The sequence below is a fragment of the Caproicibacter fermentans genome, assembly GCF_014303955.1.
GTDB lineage: Bacteria > Bacillota > Clostridia > Oscillospirales > Acutalibacteraceae > Caproicibacter > Caproicibacter fermentans.
In genome coordinates this window covers 3,332,856-3,350,161 of sequence record NZ_CP060286.1, presented here as the reverse complement: position 1 = coordinate 3,350,161, position 17,306 = coordinate 3,332,856, and the positions used below count along the sequence as shown (strand labels likewise).

At 42.3% G+C, this 17,306-nt stretch carries 19 protein-coding genes and 2 pseudogenes; 3 read left to right on the top strand and 18 right to left on the bottom strand.

Annotated elements, in window-relative coordinates:
• The first annotated feature begins 95 nt into the window (after nt 1-95).
• Nucleotides 96-1,186, top strand: a protein-coding gene (locus HCR03_RS16635) for an IS3 family transposase (RefSeq protein ID WP_407926813.1) whose coding sequence is annotated in 2 segments (ribosomal slippage) — nt 96-354 and nt 354-1,186 — 1,092 coding nt in all. Because the reading frame shifts where the segments join, the coding sequence is not laid out codon by codon here.
• Between the two features lie 102 nt (nt 1,187-1,288).
• Here HCR03_RS16635 and HCR03_RS16630 read toward each other — a convergent pair.
• The 8 genes and pseudogenes from HCR03_RS16630 to HCR03_RS19895 form a co-directional block, all read right to left on the bottom strand.
• Nucleotides 1,289-2,026, bottom strand: a complete 738-nt coding sequence (locus tag HCR03_RS16630; protein WP_267459192.1) for a type IV secretory system conjugative DNA transfer family protein — start codon at nt 2,024-2,026, stop codon at nt 1,289-1,291.
• Nucleotides 1,989-2,114, bottom strand: a pseudogene (locus HCR03_RS20195) (hypothetical protein); the annotation flags it as partial. The pseudogene HCR03_RS20195 and the gene HCR03_RS16630, both read right to left, overlap by 38 nt.
• A 157-nt stretch (nt 2,115-2,271) precedes the next feature.
• Nucleotides 2,272-3,713 (bottom strand): annotated as a pseudogene (tnpC, locus tag HCR03_RS16625) (IS66 family transposase).
• A 247-nt stretch (nt 3,714-3,960) separates the two neighbouring features.
• Nucleotides 3,961-4,317: an IS66 family insertion sequence element accessory protein TnpB gene (gene tnpB, locus HCR03_RS16620; RefSeq protein WP_187035511.1), complete on the bottom strand. Its 357-nt coding sequence runs from the start codon at nt 4,315-4,317 to the stop codon at nt 3,961-3,963.
• Nucleotides 4,311-4,643, bottom strand: a complete 333-nt coding sequence (tnpA, locus tag HCR03_RS16615; RefSeq protein ID WP_187035509.1) for an IS66 family insertion sequence element accessory protein TnpA — start codon at nt 4,641-4,643, stop codon at nt 4,311-4,313. The genes tnpB and tnpA overlap by 7 nt, the downstream gene beginning before the upstream one ends.
• A 280-nt stretch (nt 4,644-4,923) precedes the next feature.
• Complete coding sequence (locus HCR03_RS16610; RefSeq protein ID WP_187035507.1) at nt 4,924-8,556, bottom strand: tetratricopeptide repeat protein; 3,633 nt, start codon at nt 8,554-8,556, stop codon at nt 4,924-4,926.
• A gap of 235 nt (nt 8,557-8,791) precedes the next feature.
• Nucleotides 8,792-8,941: a transposon-encoded TnpW family protein gene (locus HCR03_RS16605; protein ID WP_407926879.1), complete on the bottom strand. Its 150-nt coding sequence runs from the start codon at nt 8,939-8,941 to the stop codon at nt 8,792-8,794.
• Nucleotides 8,942-9,039: 98 nt separating this feature from the next.
• Complete coding sequence (locus tag HCR03_RS19895) at nt 9,040-9,228, bottom strand: hypothetical protein (protein WP_228725214.1); 189 nt, start codon at nt 9,226-9,228, stop codon at nt 9,040-9,042.
• 292 nt (nt 9,229-9,520) lie between these two features.
• Here HCR03_RS19895 and HCR03_RS16600 point away from each other — a divergent pair, with 292 nt between their 5' ends.
• The gene (locus HCR03_RS16600) at nt 9,521-9,796 is read left to right on the top strand and encodes a type II toxin-antitoxin system RelB/DinJ family antitoxin (RefSeq protein WP_187035502.1); all 276 of its coding nucleotides are present in this window, start codon (nt 9,521-9,523) and stop codon (nt 9,794-9,796) included.
• The gene (locus tag HCR03_RS16595; protein ID WP_187035499.1) at nt 9,793-10,074 is read left to right on the top strand and encodes a type II toxin-antitoxin system YafQ family toxin; all 282 of its coding nucleotides are present in this window, start codon (nt 9,793-9,795) and stop codon (nt 10,072-10,074) included. The genes HCR03_RS16600 and HCR03_RS16595 overlap by 4 nt, the downstream gene beginning before the upstream one ends.
• A 57-nt stretch (nt 10,075-10,131) precedes the next feature.
• Here HCR03_RS16595 and HCR03_RS20670 read toward each other — a convergent pair whose 3' ends face one another.
• The 10 genes from HCR03_RS20670 to HCR03_RS16550 all read right to left on the bottom strand — a co-directional run bounded on the left by HCR03_RS20670 (nt 10,132) and on the right by HCR03_RS16550 (nt 17,294).
• On the bottom strand, nt 10,132-10,587 hold the full coding sequence (locus tag HCR03_RS20670; protein WP_407926817.1) for a hypothetical protein: 456 nt from the start codon (nt 10,585-10,587) through the stop codon (nt 10,132-10,134).
• A 96-nt stretch (nt 10,588-10,683) separates the two neighbouring features.
• Entirely contained in the window at nt 10,684-11,571 is an 888-nt protein-coding gene (gene mobQ, locus HCR03_RS20665; protein ID WP_407926816.1) for a MobQ family relaxase, read from the bottom strand.
• A gap of 217 nt (nt 11,572-11,788) precedes the next feature.
• Nucleotides 11,789-11,974: a DUF3847 domain-containing protein gene (locus tag HCR03_RS16585; RefSeq protein WP_407926815.1), complete on the bottom strand. Its 186-nt coding sequence runs from the start codon at nt 11,972-11,974 to the stop codon at nt 11,789-11,791.
• A gap of 38 nt (nt 11,975-12,012) precedes the next feature.
• Nucleotides 12,013-12,444 carry an RNA polymerase sigma factor gene (locus HCR03_RS16580; protein ID WP_187035495.1) on the bottom strand — a complete coding sequence of 144 codons (432 nt, stop codon included), beginning with the start codon at nt 12,442-12,444 and terminating at the stop codon, nt 12,013-12,015.
• 89 nt (nt 12,445-12,533) lie between these two features.
• Nucleotides 12,534-12,959 carry an RNA polymerase sigma factor gene (locus tag HCR03_RS16575; protein ID WP_187035493.1) on the bottom strand — a complete coding sequence of 142 codons (426 nt, stop codon included), beginning with the start codon at nt 12,957-12,959 and terminating at the stop codon, nt 12,534-12,536.
• Between the two features lie 491 nt (nt 12,960-13,450).
• Nucleotides 13,451-14,557, bottom strand: a complete 1,107-nt coding sequence (locus tag HCR03_RS16570; RefSeq protein WP_187035491.1) for a hypothetical protein — start codon at nt 14,555-14,557, stop codon at nt 13,451-13,453.
• Nucleotides 14,550-15,425, bottom strand: a complete 876-nt coding sequence (locus tag HCR03_RS16565; protein WP_187035489.1) for an ABC transporter ATP-binding protein — start codon at nt 15,423-15,425, stop codon at nt 14,550-14,552. Before HCR03_RS16565 ends, HCR03_RS16570 begins: the two co-directional genes overlap by 8 nt.
• Nucleotides 15,410-16,183 carry a hypothetical protein gene (locus HCR03_RS16560; RefSeq protein WP_187035486.1) on the bottom strand — a complete coding sequence of 258 codons (774 nt, stop codon included), beginning with the start codon at nt 16,181-16,183 and terminating at the stop codon, nt 15,410-15,412. The genes HCR03_RS16565 and HCR03_RS16560 overlap by 16 nt, the downstream gene beginning before the upstream one ends.
• Nucleotides 16,176-16,712, bottom strand: coding sequence for an RNA polymerase sigma factor (locus HCR03_RS16555; protein ID WP_187035484.1), 537 nt, complete (start codon nt 16,710-16,712; stop codon nt 16,176-16,178). Before HCR03_RS16555 ends, HCR03_RS16560 begins: the two co-directional genes overlap by 8 nt.
• A gap of 228 nt (nt 16,713-16,940) precedes the next feature.
• Nucleotides 16,941-17,294 carry a TnpV protein gene (locus tag HCR03_RS16550; RefSeq protein ID WP_187035482.1) on the bottom strand — a complete coding sequence of 118 codons (354 nt, stop codon included), beginning with the start codon at nt 17,292-17,294 and terminating at the stop codon, nt 16,941-16,943.
• Nucleotides 17,295-17,306 lie beyond the last annotated feature (12 nt).

The window sequence follows — 17,306 nt, the reverse complement described above, 5'->3', positions numbered from 1 at the left end:
ATATCCAACACCCAATAACAGTGACCTGAGCCCCGAAAACTGAGCCAATAGAAAAGTTAGTCACAATATGATAAAATGCAGATGGAGTGATTAACATGAAGAAACGGTTCAGTGAGGAACAGATCATCAGGATTCTAAAAGAACATGAAGCAGGTAAAAAAGCGACGGATATTGTTCGAGAATATAATATTTCTGAACAGACATTTTACCGTTGGAAAAGCAAATACGGCGGGATGGATGTCAGCGAAGCAAAGCATTTAAAGCAACTGGAAGAAGAAAACCGCCAATTAAAAGAACTAGTGGCAAACCTTACTCTGGATAATCACATTCTAAAGAACGTCCTCGCAAAAAACGGATAAAGCCTGCCGAGAAGCGTCACATTGCGGAAGAAATACAGCAAACGTACCAGCTAAGTGAGCGCAGAGCGTGCAGGCTGTTGGATTTTGGCCGAAGCAGCAAACGATATGTTCCGGTGGATAAAACAGAAGATAAAGAAATAACAGACCGGTTAACACAGTTGGCAAGTCGATGGAAACGCTTCGGCTACCGGCGTTTGCATGTTATGCTCCAACGGGAAAACGTCTATATCAACCATAAAAGAACATACCGACTGTACAAAGAAGCCGGATTGACCTTGAAAAAGCGGAGTAAAAAGAAGAAATACGAAAAGCGTGGAATGCCGGACAGAACATCCCTGTTAGCAAATTCCAGATGGTCAATGGATTTTGTTTCTGATCGTACCCGATCCGGAAACCACATTCGAGTCTTAACTGTAATTGATGAAGCCACACGGGAATGCCTAGCGTTGGAAGTGGACAGCTCCATCACAGGGAAAAGAGTTGCAGCCGTACTCAACCGCATTGCCCTGTTTCGCGGCCTTCCCAAAGAGATTCTAACGGACAATGGTTCTGAATTCACAGGGAACGCACTAAACGTATGGAGTTACGACCACCATGTAGAACATGTTTTTACTGATCCCGGTCACCCGACCCAAAACGGATATATCGAAAGTTTTAATGGAAAGCTTCGGGATGAATGTTTAAACCAAAACTTGTTTAAAAATCTCTATGAGGCCAAAGAAATCATTGAAGACTGGCGAAATGAATATAACCACCTTCGCCCACACAGTTCTCTGGATAATTTGACGCCGGCAGAATACGCCATGAAAATCTCAGGTGATTACTAACTTTCTATCTGGACGGCTTTTGGGGGCAGGTCACGAGTAATCTCCCACCAGTTTTTATAAATCTGGTGGGAGATTTATACATCGGGCCAAGTTGGCCCGATGCTATGCAAACGCATCCGGGTTGTCCACATCGTCGTAGTTGAGGATGTTCTCATCCTCGCTTTCAGCGGCGTCCTCTCCGGGCGCGTCTACCTCGTAAACGGTATATAGTTCATTCTGCTTAACTTTCATGCGCCGGTTAATCAGGGAAGAAATGGCGAAGCTGTTGCGCTTGTCAGCCTCAGCGGTATTCTTGTAGTTCGGGTGCTTTTTCAGGTCGTACTTTGGGGACAGGAACGGACGGAGGCCCCGAAGCTGCAAAATGCACTTGCTCCCGTCCATTGTGGTCAGCTCGTCTATCGTCATAAGCTCCTTGCCGAGCCGTTGCAGATTTTGGCCGTGGCTTTCCTGTATCCCCCGCGTGACGCTCTCGGTATACATGGAAATGGTTTCTTTCCCCAAAGCCTCCGAAAGCTCCTTGACGGTGGTGTGCTCCCGGCCTCCTAAGAAAATGACCGAATCCATGTTGCCTAAAATCGTCTCGGCGTTGTCTTTATACAGGGCCTTTAGTTGGGCCTGCGCCTGCAAAAAGAGGCACAGCGAAATTTCACGGGAACGAATGACGGCCACCAGCTTTTCAAGCTGCGGAACCTGTCCCGTGTTCGCCGCCTCGTCCCACAGCACCCGCCACATGATGGGGCAAGCGTCCACCGTATTTGTTGTCGGCCCGTTCGCACAGAAGATTGAACATCTGGCTAAAGGCAAGAGCAACGATGAAATTGTACGTCGTGTCGGTATCACTGATGATGAAAAACATCGCCGTTTTCCGGTCGCCCATGCGGTCAAGCTCCAACTCGTCGTAGCTCATGATTTCCCGAAGCTGCGGGATGTCAAACGGGGCTAACCTTGCGCCGCAGGAAATGAGAATGCTTTTCGCTGTCTTGCCAGAGACGAATTGTCAAGGACTTTTTGTAAGCGTCAAGCCAGGCAGTGCCTTGCAAAAAAGGAAAGTCCCGGTGCCGAATGATACAGCGCCGGGACCAAATTCAGTTTTTGGAGGAGCCTCCGGCTTTGCAGCTCTCCGGTGCGTTCCACGGCAACAGAAATTGAACTGTCCCCGAATTCTGAAGATCAAGATTCGGTGCAGTTTGAAATACCCAGGTCAGATACCGGTAAGGGTCAAGACCGTTTTCCCGGGCGGTTTCGATCAAGCTGAACATTGTGGCGCTGCCTTTCGCCCCAGATGGGGTATTGGCGAAAAGGAAATTCTTGCGCCCCATCACAAACGGCTTGATGCTTCGTTCGGCAAGGTTGTTGCTGAGTTCCAATCGCCCATCATCCAGATAATGGATGAGACGCGGCCACTGTTCCACAAGATAGTGCAGTGCCTGGCCGAGGGCAGACTTCGGCGCTGCATTTCTCGTTTTTGCCCATGCCAGGAAGGCGTCCAGAACCGGTTTCGCCTGACTCTGCCGTTGCTTCTTCCGCTCCTCTGGCGGCAGCTCCGCAATCCTGTCTTCTATTTCAAAAAGCCTGCTGCAGTATAGCAGCCCGATTCCAGCGGAAGATGTTTTCTGCTGGGATTTTGGCAAAGCTTTTACTGCCTCGTCAAATTTCCGCCGCGCATGAGCCCAGCAACCGACCAGCGTAACATTTTCCAGCTTTCCGTAGGCCTGGTACCCGTCCGTATGCAGATATCCGCGGAAACCCTTCAAAAATGAAATTGGGTTGTCTGCTTTCCGACCGGCTGGTATTCATACAGCACAATCGGATGAACGGCATCCCGTCCGGTACGGTACAGCCAGATATAGCTCTTGCTCTGTGCCGATTTTCCCGGCTCGTGCAGGACCTGCAGCGTAGTTTCATCCGCATGGAGAATAGCATGCTTCAGGAGTTCCCCGTGCAGCGTCTCGAAAATCGGCGTCAGCCAGTCGCTCGAAGCTTTCAGAATCCAGTTGGACATGGTCTGCCGGGAAAGTCCAATGCCCGCATATTTGAATTCCTGCTCCTGCCGGTAGATGGGAGAACCCATCACAAATTTCTGCGTCATGATGTGCGCAACCGCTTCCGGCGAAGCAAAGCTGCCCGGGATTACCGCCTTGTCCTTCGGCGTTTTTACTATGGGCGTTTCCGTCCCGTTTTTCTCACAGTTCCGGCAGGCATAGTTGTGATAAACATCTTCGCGGATCTTAGCCTGAGCCGGGATGATCACCAGCGAGCGGCGCACTTCTTTGCCGATTTCCTGCATAACCGTCCCACAATTTGGACAAATACGTTTGTCTTCCGGAAGGCTGTGGTCTACCACCTCTGTGGGCAGGCTTTCCGGGAGACGGTCCTTCCGCTCACCGGAATCCTTTTTGCGCACATGTGCGGCGACCTTTACGGTCTCCTGCCGCTCGATATCCGCATGGACTTCGGCTTCATTGAACATAAGGCTCAGCTGCTCTTCCACTTCGGCTCTCGCCTTTTCGGAGGAAGCGCCAAACATCCTTTTCTTTGCCAGGCGCATTTGTTCCATGAGCCACTGGACCTGCTGGGACAGCTCGGCATTCTGTCACTTTGACACTCGATTTTTGCCGGATTTTATGGTAGAATAAGCCTATGAATGAAGAACGAAAATCGACGGGAACCAAGGCCGAAACCGTAACCATTTCCCGCGTAGAATATGAAGAACTGAAATCGTTAAAGGAAAGTCCAGTATTCATGCGGATTTCCAGCTAATTTGCAAACCGCTTTCATACGATATTAAGGCCCGCGATTTTGCTGTGTGCTTTGGGCTGCTCAATGCTTAGACCTTCCATCAGCCAACGATATTGTTGCTGCGTAATCAGCCGGGCTTCCTCCGGAGTCCTTGGCCACTGGAAACTGCCGCTTTCCAGCCGTTTATACAGCAGGACAAATCCGTCTCCTTCCCAGTACAGTGCCTTGATTCGGTCGCTGCGCTTTCCGCAGAACAGAAACAACGTATCGTTAAACGGGTCAAGGCGGAACTGTTCCTGAATGATGCCGGCCAGCCCATCGATCCCGCGCCGAAGATCTGTATATCCGCAGGCGATGTACATCGGGCAATCCATGCTAAAATCGTTCAGCATTCCCGAAACGCTCGGCAAACCGCCTCAATGGTTGCGGCATCGGTTCCAGCGCAAATCTCTGCCTCGGCTCCGTTGATCCGAATCCGGACTGCCATGTTTTGGCCGGCGGTTGCGGTCTCAGCCGGAATTTGCACAAACCGGCTGTTCCGCGACTCACTCATAGATTCCCAAACTCGGCGTTGCCAATAGTAATACGTCTTGTCGTTGATTTCGTGCTGTTCACACCAGTTCTGCACCGTTAATCCGCTGCTGCGGCATTCGGATACGCGCTGCACCCATTCCTCCGTGCGTTGGTTTTTGCCAAGTAACTGCAAATCTTTCTCCATTGTATCAACTGCTCCAATCTTATCCCATAGACTCTTTGGAAGTCTTCCGGTGATTGGAAGCATTTTCTCACTTTTTTTAGCTTTTTGCTATACGCCGTCTCTTTTGACGCTTACGACTTTTTCATCAAAAAAAGCCCTGCAACGGTAAAATATTTCCGTTACAGAGCCTTTATATTTAATTGTTCTTCCGGTTCCATGATTTGGCAGATAAAGGAATGCAATAATAACGGTTTACGGATAACCAGTTAAGCCTAATCCAACCATTATTTATAATATTGCCCTATACAATTTCTTCAATTATTTGTTCAGGAATATATTTAAGATTTGATTCAGCTATATATTTTTTTAATTCGTCTTTTCCTAGTAATTTAGAAAGTCTACCAAGAAAAAATTTTACAAACAACAGCAGCCTTGTGCTAACGCCTAAATCATTAATGCTCGAAAAGCGTGTATAATAATAGTCATAATTTGACTTCTTAAGGTATATTTTATCTACATATTTTAGGAATATTTGAATACATTCATTCAAGAGACTTGGCGCATTATCTTTAATTAGTCCTATAAAATTTGAGTACACATTTGCAAAACTTATAACGTCATATTGGCTTTTTAAACATAAAAATGGTTTTATAATATTATTCAGATTACTCTTTTCTGTACATGATGTTACAACATCATAAATGTCTTCAGCGCGGAAATTAATAAATTGATAATTTGCCTGTAGCATATTATATCTAAAGCTTATGGATGCTTTCCTATTTTGAGCTATAATATAATCAGCTAACGCAACTATATTAACAAATTTTACTTCATATTTTTGAAAGTGGAGTTTGATTAGCATATCACTATAAAAGCATGGTAAATTATACACCTTGGCAAATTCAATCGAATCATATACGCATATAGGATAATGAAGATCGAATTTTTCTAAAGAAGATATGCAAGGTTCAAAACTTATACGCAAATCAGTTGATAAGAATTGCAATAAATCACTTAGGTATTTTTCATTTCTGTTTACAAACTCTGACCTTATTAATGTTACAGAACTTGTAGTTATATGTATTTTATCAAATTTGAGCAGATCAAGAGCATTATACTTTGCTAAATAAATCAACGTTAGCGCATCAATTATAACTTCGTTGTTGTTTTTTAAAATATTGAGTTCATTATTTAAATCAATTACATTTCCAAAGTTAATTTTTATAGGAAATTTATATATATCAGCCCAATTAAGAAATGTACAAATTGTAGTAGGCATGACGTCTATAATTTGATATAGCGATAACTGGTTCCCATTATAATAATCAATTACCAGCTTAAAGCGTTCTTGATTATCACTGAGAAACTTCTTAATATCTGGCGTTAATACTTCTTTACCACTATTATCGATTTCTATAGCCTTTACAGCCGTTAGCCAATTAACTACATTAGGATGAATTTTTTTGTACTCAAAACTTTCAGATAAGGCCTCTATATGGTTGCATCTAACAGCATGTGCCATAAATTGCTGATGAATAGGATTGTAAGGCTCTTTAATATTTAAATCCTTAGCCTTTTTTATAAGTTCAAAACTTTTATCAAGATCATTTTCATATAAAAATAACTCACCTAATATTGAATATAATTTCGTTTTATCTGAATTTGTGTTTGTAGAATCTCTAAGTAAAGTCAAAGCAAGCTCTTTTGCTTGTTTAAAGTTGCAGCAATCCATATTAACTTGAATTAAATAGTATTTAAAGTGCTTATCATTGTCAATTTTTATTAATTCATTAAAAACATTAATTAGCTTATAGCTATCATTGATTTTTGAATACAAATCCGCGCCTTGACGATAATAATAGTTTTCTTCTCCTTTAAATAAATCAATCGCTAGATTTTCATATATTTTTATACAATAAAGTATATCGGTATTTTCCAAATCCCTAAATAAATTAAAATAAAATTGCTTTATGTTATTTACAGGAACGGATTTTTCTTTAATCTCTTTATTAATTCTCGAATAAAGTAATTTTAATTCATCAATATTATCGTGCCTTTTATAAAAAGCAATTGAGTCAATTATTTCAATGTCATCATGCGTATTTCGGGATATTTTATCAAATATTTTTTTGCTTTTATCATAATCTCCGGTTAAATCATAATATTGCCCATCAAATAGAGCTAAATATGATAAATTTATGTTATTGTTAAGAATGTAATTTCGTTTGATTCTATATTTATCAGTTTGCTTGCTTAATAAAAAGCAATTCAACAATTGAGTATAATATCTTTCTAAATACTCACTTGGTATAAATTTGTATGAATTTTCGAGCAATAAGATGGCATCAGAAAATTTATTTTGCCCCATTAATATATTAACATTGTGAAATACAGAATCTATCTTATCGAGTTTTGTTTCGGCATTATCTGAATTTTTGCCCATAATCATTTTACTGAAATATATATTCCGCTGTGTTTCATAATCTAGATTTGACAAATTAAGTTTATTATCAAGAGAAATAATATAGTCATATCTATGACCGAATGCACACGCTGAAATATAAATGGGAATGACGTCATTTAATATTGGGTTTTCATTTATTTTATAGTTATCAAAAATTTTTAAAAATAACTCTATACTTGTATTTAATTTCTGATAATCTACTATAGGCTTTATTTGTCTTCTTGAAAAATCATTTCCCACAAGGGCCCATTTATAATATGATATAGCTATATTAATATGATTAGTTATGTCAAGTGATATTTTGTTAGCAAATTTAAATTGTTCAATTGCGCACTTATACTGACTACTATGAAGAAAGATAATACCCAAAGTTTGATGATATTCATTGATTAAATCCAAATCATTTCCATCATGTAAGATTTGCTTAAATCCTTCACTTAATTCATTTAAAATCTGGGTAGTTGATGTGAGTTTTAAGGCTTCTTCAAAAACAGCTTTACTCAAATATGCTTTTTGATAATTTGAATCTATTTCAATTGCCTTTTGTATATGTGAAAGTCCGATATGAAATTTTGAAATGTCGCTTTGCATTAAAATAATTGAAGCAGCAATATAGTGAAACTTCGCACTTTCATCTACATCTAGGCTTTTGGCTTTTTGCATATAGCCTTCACTTTTTTCAAATTTTCTCAAATTAGCAAAGCACAAAGCAATGTTAATATAGATGCTTTGTAAAACTTCCTTTTCCGGCAATGTTCCACTAGAGTAGTTGTCACTTAGTATATTTAATGACAACTCCTCATATGCTTCAATAGATTTTTCAAACAAATAATTCTTTTGCAAGTTATCTTCAATATTTTTTATTTCTTCATAGTATTTACTTTTATTTGCTTGGGGGATATCATCAATTGATTCAGCTTTAGAATAGAAGTAACTTTTTTTAAAACTATCAATAATCTTTTGCGAACTATTCTGTATTTCCGCAATGATTTTTTTGCTTGATTGCGTTTGATTTTCTAGTATTTCATTTTTTGAAGCTATAATATTATTTACAATTATATTTCGATCAGAATTATATTTACTATTGTTCAAGATGGAAAATAGCTGATTAAATAATTTGGAGAGAAAAGATATTATATCCGCTTTATTAACTTGAAACTGTGGATTGAGTTCAACGAAGTCTTGCGTAATAGTGTTTATGTAAGCTTGGGGCGAGCTAAATAAGCTATTTTGCATATCATAGCAATTTTCACACATGCTTCTAAATGCATGTATATTACATAGGAATGAATCTAACGAATTAAACAAATGATCATTTTCGTTTTGATATCTAGCTATTAAAGCATCTTGTTGCATTTGATTCAAACTTTTAGTAAGCTTGGCTAATTTATATTTTCTAAAAAGGTTAGTAGCGATATGCTTTACACTACTTGTTGTAATTTCTTCAATAATACTACCTAGAAATAGCATATCATTAACCTCCTGATATCTTAATGGTAGAAAATACACTATAGATATTTCGTTAATATCTGCCCCGCTGGATTACTCACACCTGTAGGTTATCTATGGAGCAGAAAAAAGTAACTATTCAAACAAATATCGGCTTATTCTTTTATTTAATATTATAATAATAGCACCATAGCTTCCCAATGTCACGCTATGAGTATGACAAATTATCAAGGGCCTTTTTATTGAAAATCGAATATCACATCCAGTCGATCTCATTATGGAGCATCCGCTTGATTTTGTCGCTCATGGTTTCCCGGCTGGTAGTGCTGAAGTGGATCGTCACTCTGTAGGTGGTTTTGCCGATTTTCTTCACAAGCGCAGGGCATTCATCTTCTTGCTCTGGCATAGAAACCGTGCTGTTTGCAGTGCTGATGTGAGTTTCTTGTTTTTCGCTCATATAACTATCCTTTCGTTTAAAAGCCCTCTATCCATAAGATAAAAGGCTTACAGCGTATCGTGAACTTTCCTTTTTGCCCGTTTAGACAGATAATACGGGCAGCCCAATACCACGGCCCGGAAACTCTGCTTACAGCCGTGGGCGCATTTCCGGCAAAGTGGATTGTATGTCATACGATTTCGGGGGGTTAAGAAGAACTGCCATTCCAGCTTGCGCTTTTTGCTCATTCTCGGCATAAAAATTACTCCTTTCGCTGTCGCGGACGGATAGACGGATTTTCTGTAGTTTTTCGGTGTCGTTTCCGGGACAAATCGGCCCTGTAAGCCCTGTCTGTGCGTGATGGAATATCCGGGTAAGGGTGGAGTAGGTGAAAGGAAAGCGTCGTGATTCGGTATCATTTCGGGATATATCGGGGAAACCATGTGCTTGCCACCTCGATTTTCAAAATTATTAGGCTTTTAGATTGATATTGCAATGCAATCAGCATATAATATGAGTACAGTGGATTACAAAGGAGCTGATTATACTATGGCCAATACAACAAATTTCAGCGTCCGCATGGACAGCGATATTAAAAAACAATGCGAAGCGCTTTACAGTGAACTCGGTATGAATCTCACAACGGCTATCAACGTGTTTTTGCGGCAGTCGCTTCGGTCTGGCGGTTTTCCGTTCGACGTGACGCTCAATACGCCGAACGCCGTTACCCTCGCCGCCATGCAGGAAGCGGAGAGGCTTGCCAAAGACCCCAACGCCAAACGCTACAGCGATGTGGAGGAAGCGTTGAGGGAATTGAAAAGATGAAATTGGACATCGTTTGGACGTCTCAGTTCAAGAAGGACTACAAGTTAGCGGTGAAGCGCGGGCTGAAAATGGATTTGCTGGACAATATCATCCGTCAGCTTTCCAAATGTCAGCCTTTACCCGAGAAAAACCGCGACCACCTTTTGACCGGAAATTATGTTGGTTACCGGGAATGTCATATTCAAAGCGACTGGCTGCTTGTGTATCGGATTGAGAATGGCGTTTTGGTTTTAACGCTGGCCCGCACCGGCTCACATAGTGATTTGTTTGGCGAATGAAATGCCCGTGTAGAATAGCCGGTATCGGGGTAGAGGGGGCGACGATCTGCCATCCCCTCATGCTATCGGTCGTATTCCTGTCCCTGATCTCGGGACTTCTCCGATCGGGCAAGCTCGTCGGCGGTCTTGCGGATTTTCTCCACAGCCTGAATATTCGTGCGCATGGCTTTTCATCTGTTGATACAGGGTGCTGTTTTGGGCGGCAAGTTGTTCCGCTTGGGTCTGCCAATGTTTCGGGGTAATCTTTTCGCCGGACGCTTTCAGACTATCCAGATACCGCACGGCAGCGTCATACAAGGCAAGTTCTACGCTGTACGCGTCCTGGAATTTCTCCCGCGCCCTCGGCTTCAAGTTGGTCAGGCTTTGATGGAAGACCTTGTTTTTGGAATACTGATTCCACATGGAAATCCGCTTGTTCAATTCGTCGATCTGGCGGGCAGTAGCGGCAATCTTGCCGCGCGACGTGTAATACTGCGTTTGCATGGCGGTTACTTTTGTGTAAAGCTCCTGCATGGAAGAAATGCCGTTTTCCTGCAAAAAGTTGAACAGGGCGGCGCTCTCCTTGAGGGCCTTTACCTTTCCGTATCTAGTTGTCGGTTTAGTTGCGGCCTACGCCTGTTGAAGCTGTTCCCAAATGCTTTGCTTTTGCTCCGGCTGAGTTGTCTGTTGTTTCGTCCAGTTGTAAAGCCGAGTGATGCGGGCCTTGATCTCTTTGAGAAGCCGGTTCTGCGCGGCAATTTTCCGGTTGACTGCACCCTTCTCGGTGGGGATGCCCCGGCGTTCCATCTGCGTGGCGGCGACGCCCATGTGAACGGTTGGAACTTTCTGTACGCCCTGCCGGGTATAGCTGCGGTGATCGATCCGCTCTGGTCGGCCGATCTGCTCCAGCGCTCGGTTGCAGGCGTCGGCCCACGCTGCCCGCCATACCTCGGCTTTACCCGGATCATTCCAGTCTGTTGTATCGACCCGGTGGCTTTTGAACTCGCCGCCGGGGAGCCGGATACGCTGACCACACCCGTCGAGTTCATACTCCTTCCGGCACTTCGCGCCCCATTCTCCGTTTTCTTTCAGCGGTTGGATGGTGAGCATGATATGCGCGTGAGGATTTCCGCCACCCTTATCATGAATGGAAAAATCCGCGCACATGCCGGAGGCTACAAACGTGTTCAGAACATAGGTGCGGACAAGCGCAATTTGAGCTTTTCGGTTAAGCTCTGCTGGCAGGGCAATCTCGATTTCACGGGTAAGCTGGGCATTGCGGCTTTTCTCGATTTTCTCCACACTGTTCCAGAGGACGGAGCGGTCGGAAAACTCCGACGGGGCATGGGCTGGAAGAAGAATTTCGGAATGCACCACGCCGCGTTTTTTCGTATAATCGTGCGTGATTCCGTCCCATTCGTTTGTGAGCTTTTGGCCGCTGCGGTAAGCGGCGGCGGCAACAGCGCTCCGGCCCTGACTGCGTTTAATAATCTTGATACTGCAATGGTAGATAGCCATAGACAAAATCCTTTCGATGGCGAGTATAAACAAAACCTCACGCCGCGTCAGATTTTCCGCAGAAAATGAGGTGCGGTATGAAGTTACACAAGAGGTTTGGAGGGCGCAGCTCTCCATCGCGCCCGAAGGGCGCAACGGCCTCGCAGAGCGCACGGCACCCGTCAGGGTGTATAAGTGCGCCATTCGGATAATTATAGTTATGGGGTAAGCTGCGGATTCAGCGCATTCGATTCAAAAATGCTTTGACCTGTTCGCCTGTCATGGGGATAATTTCAGGAAAGACGCTTTCCAGAATGGCCCCGCGCTCTATGAGACGGTGCGTCCGCGCTTTTCGCTCTGCGTCGGCTTTCCGGTTCAGTAGAATTTTCTGCCGGTTTTCGAGCTGGCGGATTTTATCCTTCACGGATTCTGGCTCCTGCTTTTGTGTTGACATACTGTTTTTCACTCCATCCATTTTTTCTTTTCAAAATAGCGCCTGAGATTTCTCACGCCTTTTCTTACGGAATCGCAAACGCCGCTGCTGTTTACGCCTTCGGCACGGGCAATGTCCACTTTCTTCATACCGAGAATGTAATGTGCGTACACGCGCCGTGCCTGAATGGGCGGCAGATGGTCAAGTGCTTCATAAAGCTGTTCCATTGAAACCTTTTGCATGAGGATTTCTTCAGGTGACGGCTCCGTGTGAAGAATACTGTTTTCGATACCATCGCCGCGATCCAGAGAATAATAGGCTTTGTGTCGATATGTTCTCTGCCGGTAATTGTTTTCCTGACGAATAGCTAAGAGAAAGACTTTGGAAATTTCGTCGCTGACCTCGACAAAGCAATCTTCATTGAGAAACGGGTAATACTTGCGCAGATTAATGGTAGGCATACGGCTAACCTCCAGACAGCGAACGGGACAGACAGATTAAACTGCCTGTCCCGTTTACTCATGTGATAGGGCAAATGCCCTTCACTTGATTAGCCTGAAAATTCCTTTCCGTACGGTGGGTACGCAAAAAAATTCCTGCATTTTTTACGTACTGCTTCAATGCTGTCCTGAACGGCAGATTTGGAACAATTGCAGAGTCTTCCAATCGCTGAATAGCTTAGTCCATGCAGCGCAAAGAGAAGAAACCGCTGTCGCTGAATCTCCGTGCAGCTTTCCAACACTGACATGATTTCCTGCAAAGTTTCTTTTCGGCAGAGCCACTGTTCCGGCGTTTCGGAATAGCAGCGTCCCTCACGCGCGACTATGTATTCATCGAATTCCCGCCTGTCCCAATGACGGCGCTGTTCATGGGCAAGATTTTCGGTCTTATGCTCGGCTTGGTCAAGATATTTGCAGACCTCAACTGTAACTTTAACGGACACAGCTTGTCCGCTGATTTTGATAGATACCTCCATGATCTTCTGACCTTTCTGAAAGATTTGAAATTTCAGAAAGGATTGGGAGGCGAGCGACAGTGCGGAAAAATGGGCGCAAAAAAGCTCGCTTGGACAGCATCCAAGTGAGCTCTGAAAGGAAGAGAAAATATAAATTTCTCTTTAATATGATCAATTAGTTCCTGCTGATGGACACAGTTATCCTTAGGCCAGCATAGGCTTTTTTTAATGAACTACCGATTAATGCGGTATGTAGATAGCAGTCCGCTTCATCACGCCAGACCGCTGATGAACAGCGGTCGCTTGGAATTCATAACACAACGCATAAAAAAGCCCTCCAACCCCTGCAAGTCTGGAGGGAAGAATTATTTATTTAGACATGAAAACGGACCCGCCAAACTTATGTTTTTTTTGTTAGGCGGGACAGTCTTTCTTTTCAGTTACTATTTATGGATTTGTTCTGATAAGTTATTTGAATTTTTCCTCTGTCGTCTTTATCGTTGCTGTTCATGTTATCCGGTGACTTGATGCTGCTTAAACGTGCTTTTAGTTAAAGCATAGAAAATAGCGATCAGACCTAAATTGAATATTCCCATCGCGGTTGGCTGAACAATACCCAGATACGTTTGCATCTTTGCAAAGACTCCATTGATGTGCAACATAAAAATCGGGCATATTTCCTGTGTTTTTTGGAGTATAGGCAGACTGTCCGAAAAGTCAAAGAGTACAGGCAAAAAGCACACAATACATGATACAATCAACGCAAAAACAGGGCTTCCCATTTTAGCGGATAAAAACAATGTGATAACTGTCAAAGCAACAATTCCCAATATGTTTAGCATAACTGTCGTCAGAAACATCTGCAAAAAATTAATTGCATAGGTTGAGGAAGCATAATGCAGCACAGACTGTATGCTCACATTCCAACCGTCTAATCCATAAAAGCCGCCATACAGAAGGATATAGAGGATAAGATAGACAGTATATATCCGGATTACAGCTTCCAAGGACGCAATAATTTTTGCCGTTGTCAGCTTTGTCTTTCCGTAGCGTGCCGCACAGATTACGCTGTCCGTATGGCAGGCATATTCCTCCGCGAAAACAGGGGAAAGCCCAATTACAACGATCAGACACATTAGAAGGGACAAAACACCTCCCATTCCGGATAACATCATATCCCATCCGTCACAATACCCCAAAGTGACTGACTGGCTGTTTGGATATGCCTCATGGAGTGATTTCATACTCCCATCGGCATTTACCATATGCTCTAATATCGCTGTCTGATCACGATAGACATAGGTAGCAGAAAAAGCGGAATTTTCATCCTGCCCTTCCGTAGATGCTTTGGCATCCGTCAATTTCTGCTGCATTTCCATCAAGGTATCCTTTGTCAATTTTCCATCAAACAGAGCGGCAATCTCTTTTCGTTGTTCTATGGCAGCAAATCCGTTTGCAGAATCCATCTTTCCGGTTTCATAGTTATAAAATACTGTATTGTAAAAAAATTGAAAGAAGAAAAAATAGGCAATTATGAGAAGAATTCCTGCAACAAACAGAATTTTCGTAGTCTTTCTTGACAAGATTTTCTGTCTTTCTGCTTTTACCATATCACTCATGTTCAGACACCTCCGCAAAATAGTACAGGTATAAATCTTCCAGCGTAGGCTCTACATTCCACGCATTTTTACAAGGGCATTTCTTTGATATAATTCGAAGCCGCTCTTTACCGTTACTGTGCTTGAGGTTGGCGGTAATATGTTCCGCTTCCAGTTTGGAGGCTTCTTCCCGCGAAACTTCACATTCCCAAACAAAATTTTCAATGGGCTTTAAAATTTCTTCCGGAGATCCCTGATGAACAAGCTCACCATTTTTCATAATCAGTATTTCTTTCGCAATGTATTCCACGTCTGAAACAATATGCGTGGACAGGATGACAATGCGATTTTCTGCCAACGTACTGATTGAATTCCGAAATCGGACACGTTCTTTGGGGTCAAGTCCTGCTGTGGGTTCATCCAGAATCAGGACTTTGGGGTCATTCAGAAGTGCTTGAGCAATGCCCAAGCGCTGTTTCATACCACCGGAAAAGTTCTTAATCTTTTCATTTTTCTGTTCCAGCAAGTTCACTTCTTCCAACAATTCCAATGCCCTTTTATGAGCTTTTTTATGAGGAAGCCCTTTAATGGCTGCAATATACATCAAAAATTTGTATGCGGTGAAGTTCGGATAGTACCCAAAATGCTGCGGCAGATAGCCCAAAATATTGCGATACTGCTCGCCTAAGTCATGAATGTTTTTTCCGTTGAGTAAAATTGCTCCCTTACTTTCCGTTTGTACATCGCATATCATACGCATCAGAGTTGTTTTTCCGGCTCCGTTTGCGCCCAACAGTCCGTATACGCCATTTGTCAGCGTTACATTAAAATTTCTGACAGCCTTCTTGCTGCCATATTCTTTTGAGAGGTCTTTTATTGTAAGTTCCATGAAAATTCTCCGATCATTTTTTCGTGTTTTAAGTATTTTTGGACTGCTTTACCTAATAGCAGGACAGAAACTACATAGGAGACTGCCCACATTACAATCATTGAAGTTTCAAATAGAATCTGCTGTCTTAAAATAAATGAGAATACAATCGCAAGGCAAACCATACAGGCAATTAAGTGATAAGAGGTTTCTGCTGTTCCCCCTTTGGTTATTGTGAATAGGTAACTAAAGCAGGAAATATTAAAGGGAACCATTCCATACAAGATTACCCCCATTACGGAATGTTGGTAAAAATAGCTTATCAATACTAAAATGCCTGTTATAAAAAACAAGTCAAACAGTCCAATAATCAGCATACGACAAGCTATTATTTTCACTAACTGACATCTGCTTGACTGTTCAATTTCCCACATGTCATAAGTAGTGCTTTTCGAAACTTCTGTTACTCCTAATAAAACGATAAGAGGAATGACAATCGCTAAAACCGTTAAAGGATAATAGAAAGGAACCGCTAAATATCCCAGCAGGCAAACCAGACCTATCGTCACTGCAATCAGAGAAGTCTGGATTGCCCAAAATGAAAGGGGAAGATATTGCAGCTGGCTTAACAAAATATTTCTCAAACCATCCTTATTAAAATCAGAACTGTCCATGTAACTTTTCCCCATAGAGATTGCAGCCTCTATTTTATCTTTAGACACCTCTGGTACATCATAAGTACATAACCACTCCTGCAAATCATTTTTCTCTTTACTCATAATGATTGCCTCCCTTAAAGTCTGCTAAATATCGTTGCAGTTTTTTCGTTCCTTGTTGAAGTCGGGACTTTACAGTTGGAATACTTGCTTTTGTAATATCAGCAATCTCTTTTATTTTTAAATCATAATAAAATCGCAGGATAATAACCTCTTTTTGATAATCCGGCAACAGATCGATTGCTCGCCTTACCGCAATCTGATTCTCTTTCCTTATGCTTTTTTCTAAAGGACCATTCGTCACATCAGCAATTTCCAATACCTCTAAATCTGTATATATGGGTTTTACCTTTTTAAAATAGTTGTTACAGGTATTGGCAGCAATCGTAAGCAAGTAATTTTGAAACTTTCCCAAAATATGGACTGCTTGTATATTCTCCAATAATTTCAAAAAGACGTCTTGTGTAATGTCTGACGCAATATTTGAATCTCCGTTCAATCGGCGGTAGCAAAACTGATAGATAGAACGGTAGTATTTCCGGACTACTATATCAAAGGCTTCTGTATCTCCTGCCTGAATTCTCTTTATCAAGATAAAATCTTCAATATGAAATCACCGACTTTCCTTCGTAAAACGTCTTACACTAAATATACAACTGAACCACCAAAAAGGATTTAAAATATCATAAAATTATTTTAATATTGTCTGAAATTGTCGGATCAGCAAATTTCTATCTATTGGTGAAGTAATGTGCGCATGGAATTCAGAGGTGATTTTTACAATTAACGGAACATTTTTATAAAACGTTCCCGCTGCTTGTCACACATTGATTAATTCCGACAAGATTATTTCCTCGGCCTGCTCTTTCAGTGCATTCATCAGGCCAACCCATTTCATGGGATTGCTGGCTTTCAACTGCTCTGTTACACCTGCTGATTTCATCAATTCAGGCATGATCACTTCAAGCCTGCGGTTTGCCGCCTCATCAATTTCCAATAAATGCGGATACAACTTCTCGCTCAGAATCAGGCTGCTGTACAGGCTGGGACAGTGGTCATGCAAATACTGTTTCCTCATGCGTCCATATTTGCCAATGGGCTTATCAGGCTGCTTCGTAAAGGTTAGGTCAGGGATGCAGTAATCTCCGTTGCGGGAATAAGTTAATTTTTTCATAGTGATACCCCT

What these genes read in the sequence shown, in the direction of transcription:
- HCR03_RS16575 (WP_187035493.1), bottom strand. Translation starts at nt 12,959, where the DNA reads ATGGAGGTATCTATCAAAATCAGCGGACAAGCTGTGTCCGTTAAAGTT.
- HCR03_RS16560 (WP_187035486.1), bottom strand. Translation starts at nt 16,183, where the DNA reads ATGAGTAAAGAGAAAAATGATTTGCAGGAGTGGTTATGTACTTATGAT.
- tnpB (WP_187035511.1), bottom strand. Translation starts at nt 4,317, where the DNA reads ATGCTGAACGATTTTAGCATGGATTGCCCGATGTACATCGCCTGCGGA.
- HCR03_RS16595 (WP_187035499.1), top strand. Translation starts at nt 9,793, where the DNA reads ATGAAATTGGACATCGTTTGGACGTCTCAGTTCAAGAAGGACTACAAG.
- HCR03_RS16605 (WP_407926879.1), bottom strand. Translation starts at nt 8,941, where the DNA reads ATGCCAGAGCAAGAAGATGAATGCCCTGCGCTTGTGAAGAAAATCGGC.
- HCR03_RS19895 (WP_228725214.1), bottom strand. Translation starts at nt 9,228, where the DNA reads ATGCCGAGAATGAGCAAAAAGCGCAAGCTGGAATGGCAGTTCTTCTTA.
- tnpA (WP_187035509.1), bottom strand. Translation starts at nt 4,643, where the DNA reads ATGGAGAAAGATTTGCAGTTACTTGGCAAAAACCAACGCACGGAGGAA.
- HCR03_RS20670 (WP_407926817.1), bottom strand. Translation starts at nt 10,587, where the DNA reads ATGCAGGAGCTTTACACAAAAGTAACCGCCATGCAAACGCAGTATTAC.
- HCR03_RS16565 (WP_187035489.1), bottom strand. Translation starts at nt 15,425, where the DNA reads ATGGAACTTACAATAAAAGACCTCTCAAAAGAATATGGCAGCAAGAAG.
- HCR03_RS16600 (WP_187035502.1), top strand. Translation starts at nt 9,521, where the DNA reads ATGGCCAATACAACAAATTTCAGCGTCCGCATGGACAGCGATATTAAA.
- HCR03_RS16570 (WP_187035491.1), bottom strand. Translation starts at nt 14,557, where the DNA reads ATGAGTGATATGGTAAAAGCAGAAAGACAGAAAATCTTGTCAAGAAAG.
- HCR03_RS16550 (WP_187035482.1), bottom strand. Translation starts at nt 17,294, where the DNA reads ATGAAAAAATTAACTTATTCCCGCAACGGAGATTACTGCATCCCTGAC.
- HCR03_RS16610 (WP_187035507.1), bottom strand. Translation starts at nt 8,556, where the DNA reads ATGCTATTTCTAGGTAGTATTATTGAAGAAATTACAACAAGTAGTGTA.
- mobQ (WP_407926816.1), bottom strand. Translation starts at nt 11,571, where the DNA reads ATGGCTATCTACCATTGCAGTATCAAGATTATTAAACGCAGTCAGGGC.
- HCR03_RS16580 (WP_187035495.1), bottom strand. Translation starts at nt 12,444, where the DNA reads ATGCCTACCATTAATCTGCGCAAGTATTACCCGTTTCTCAATGAAGAT.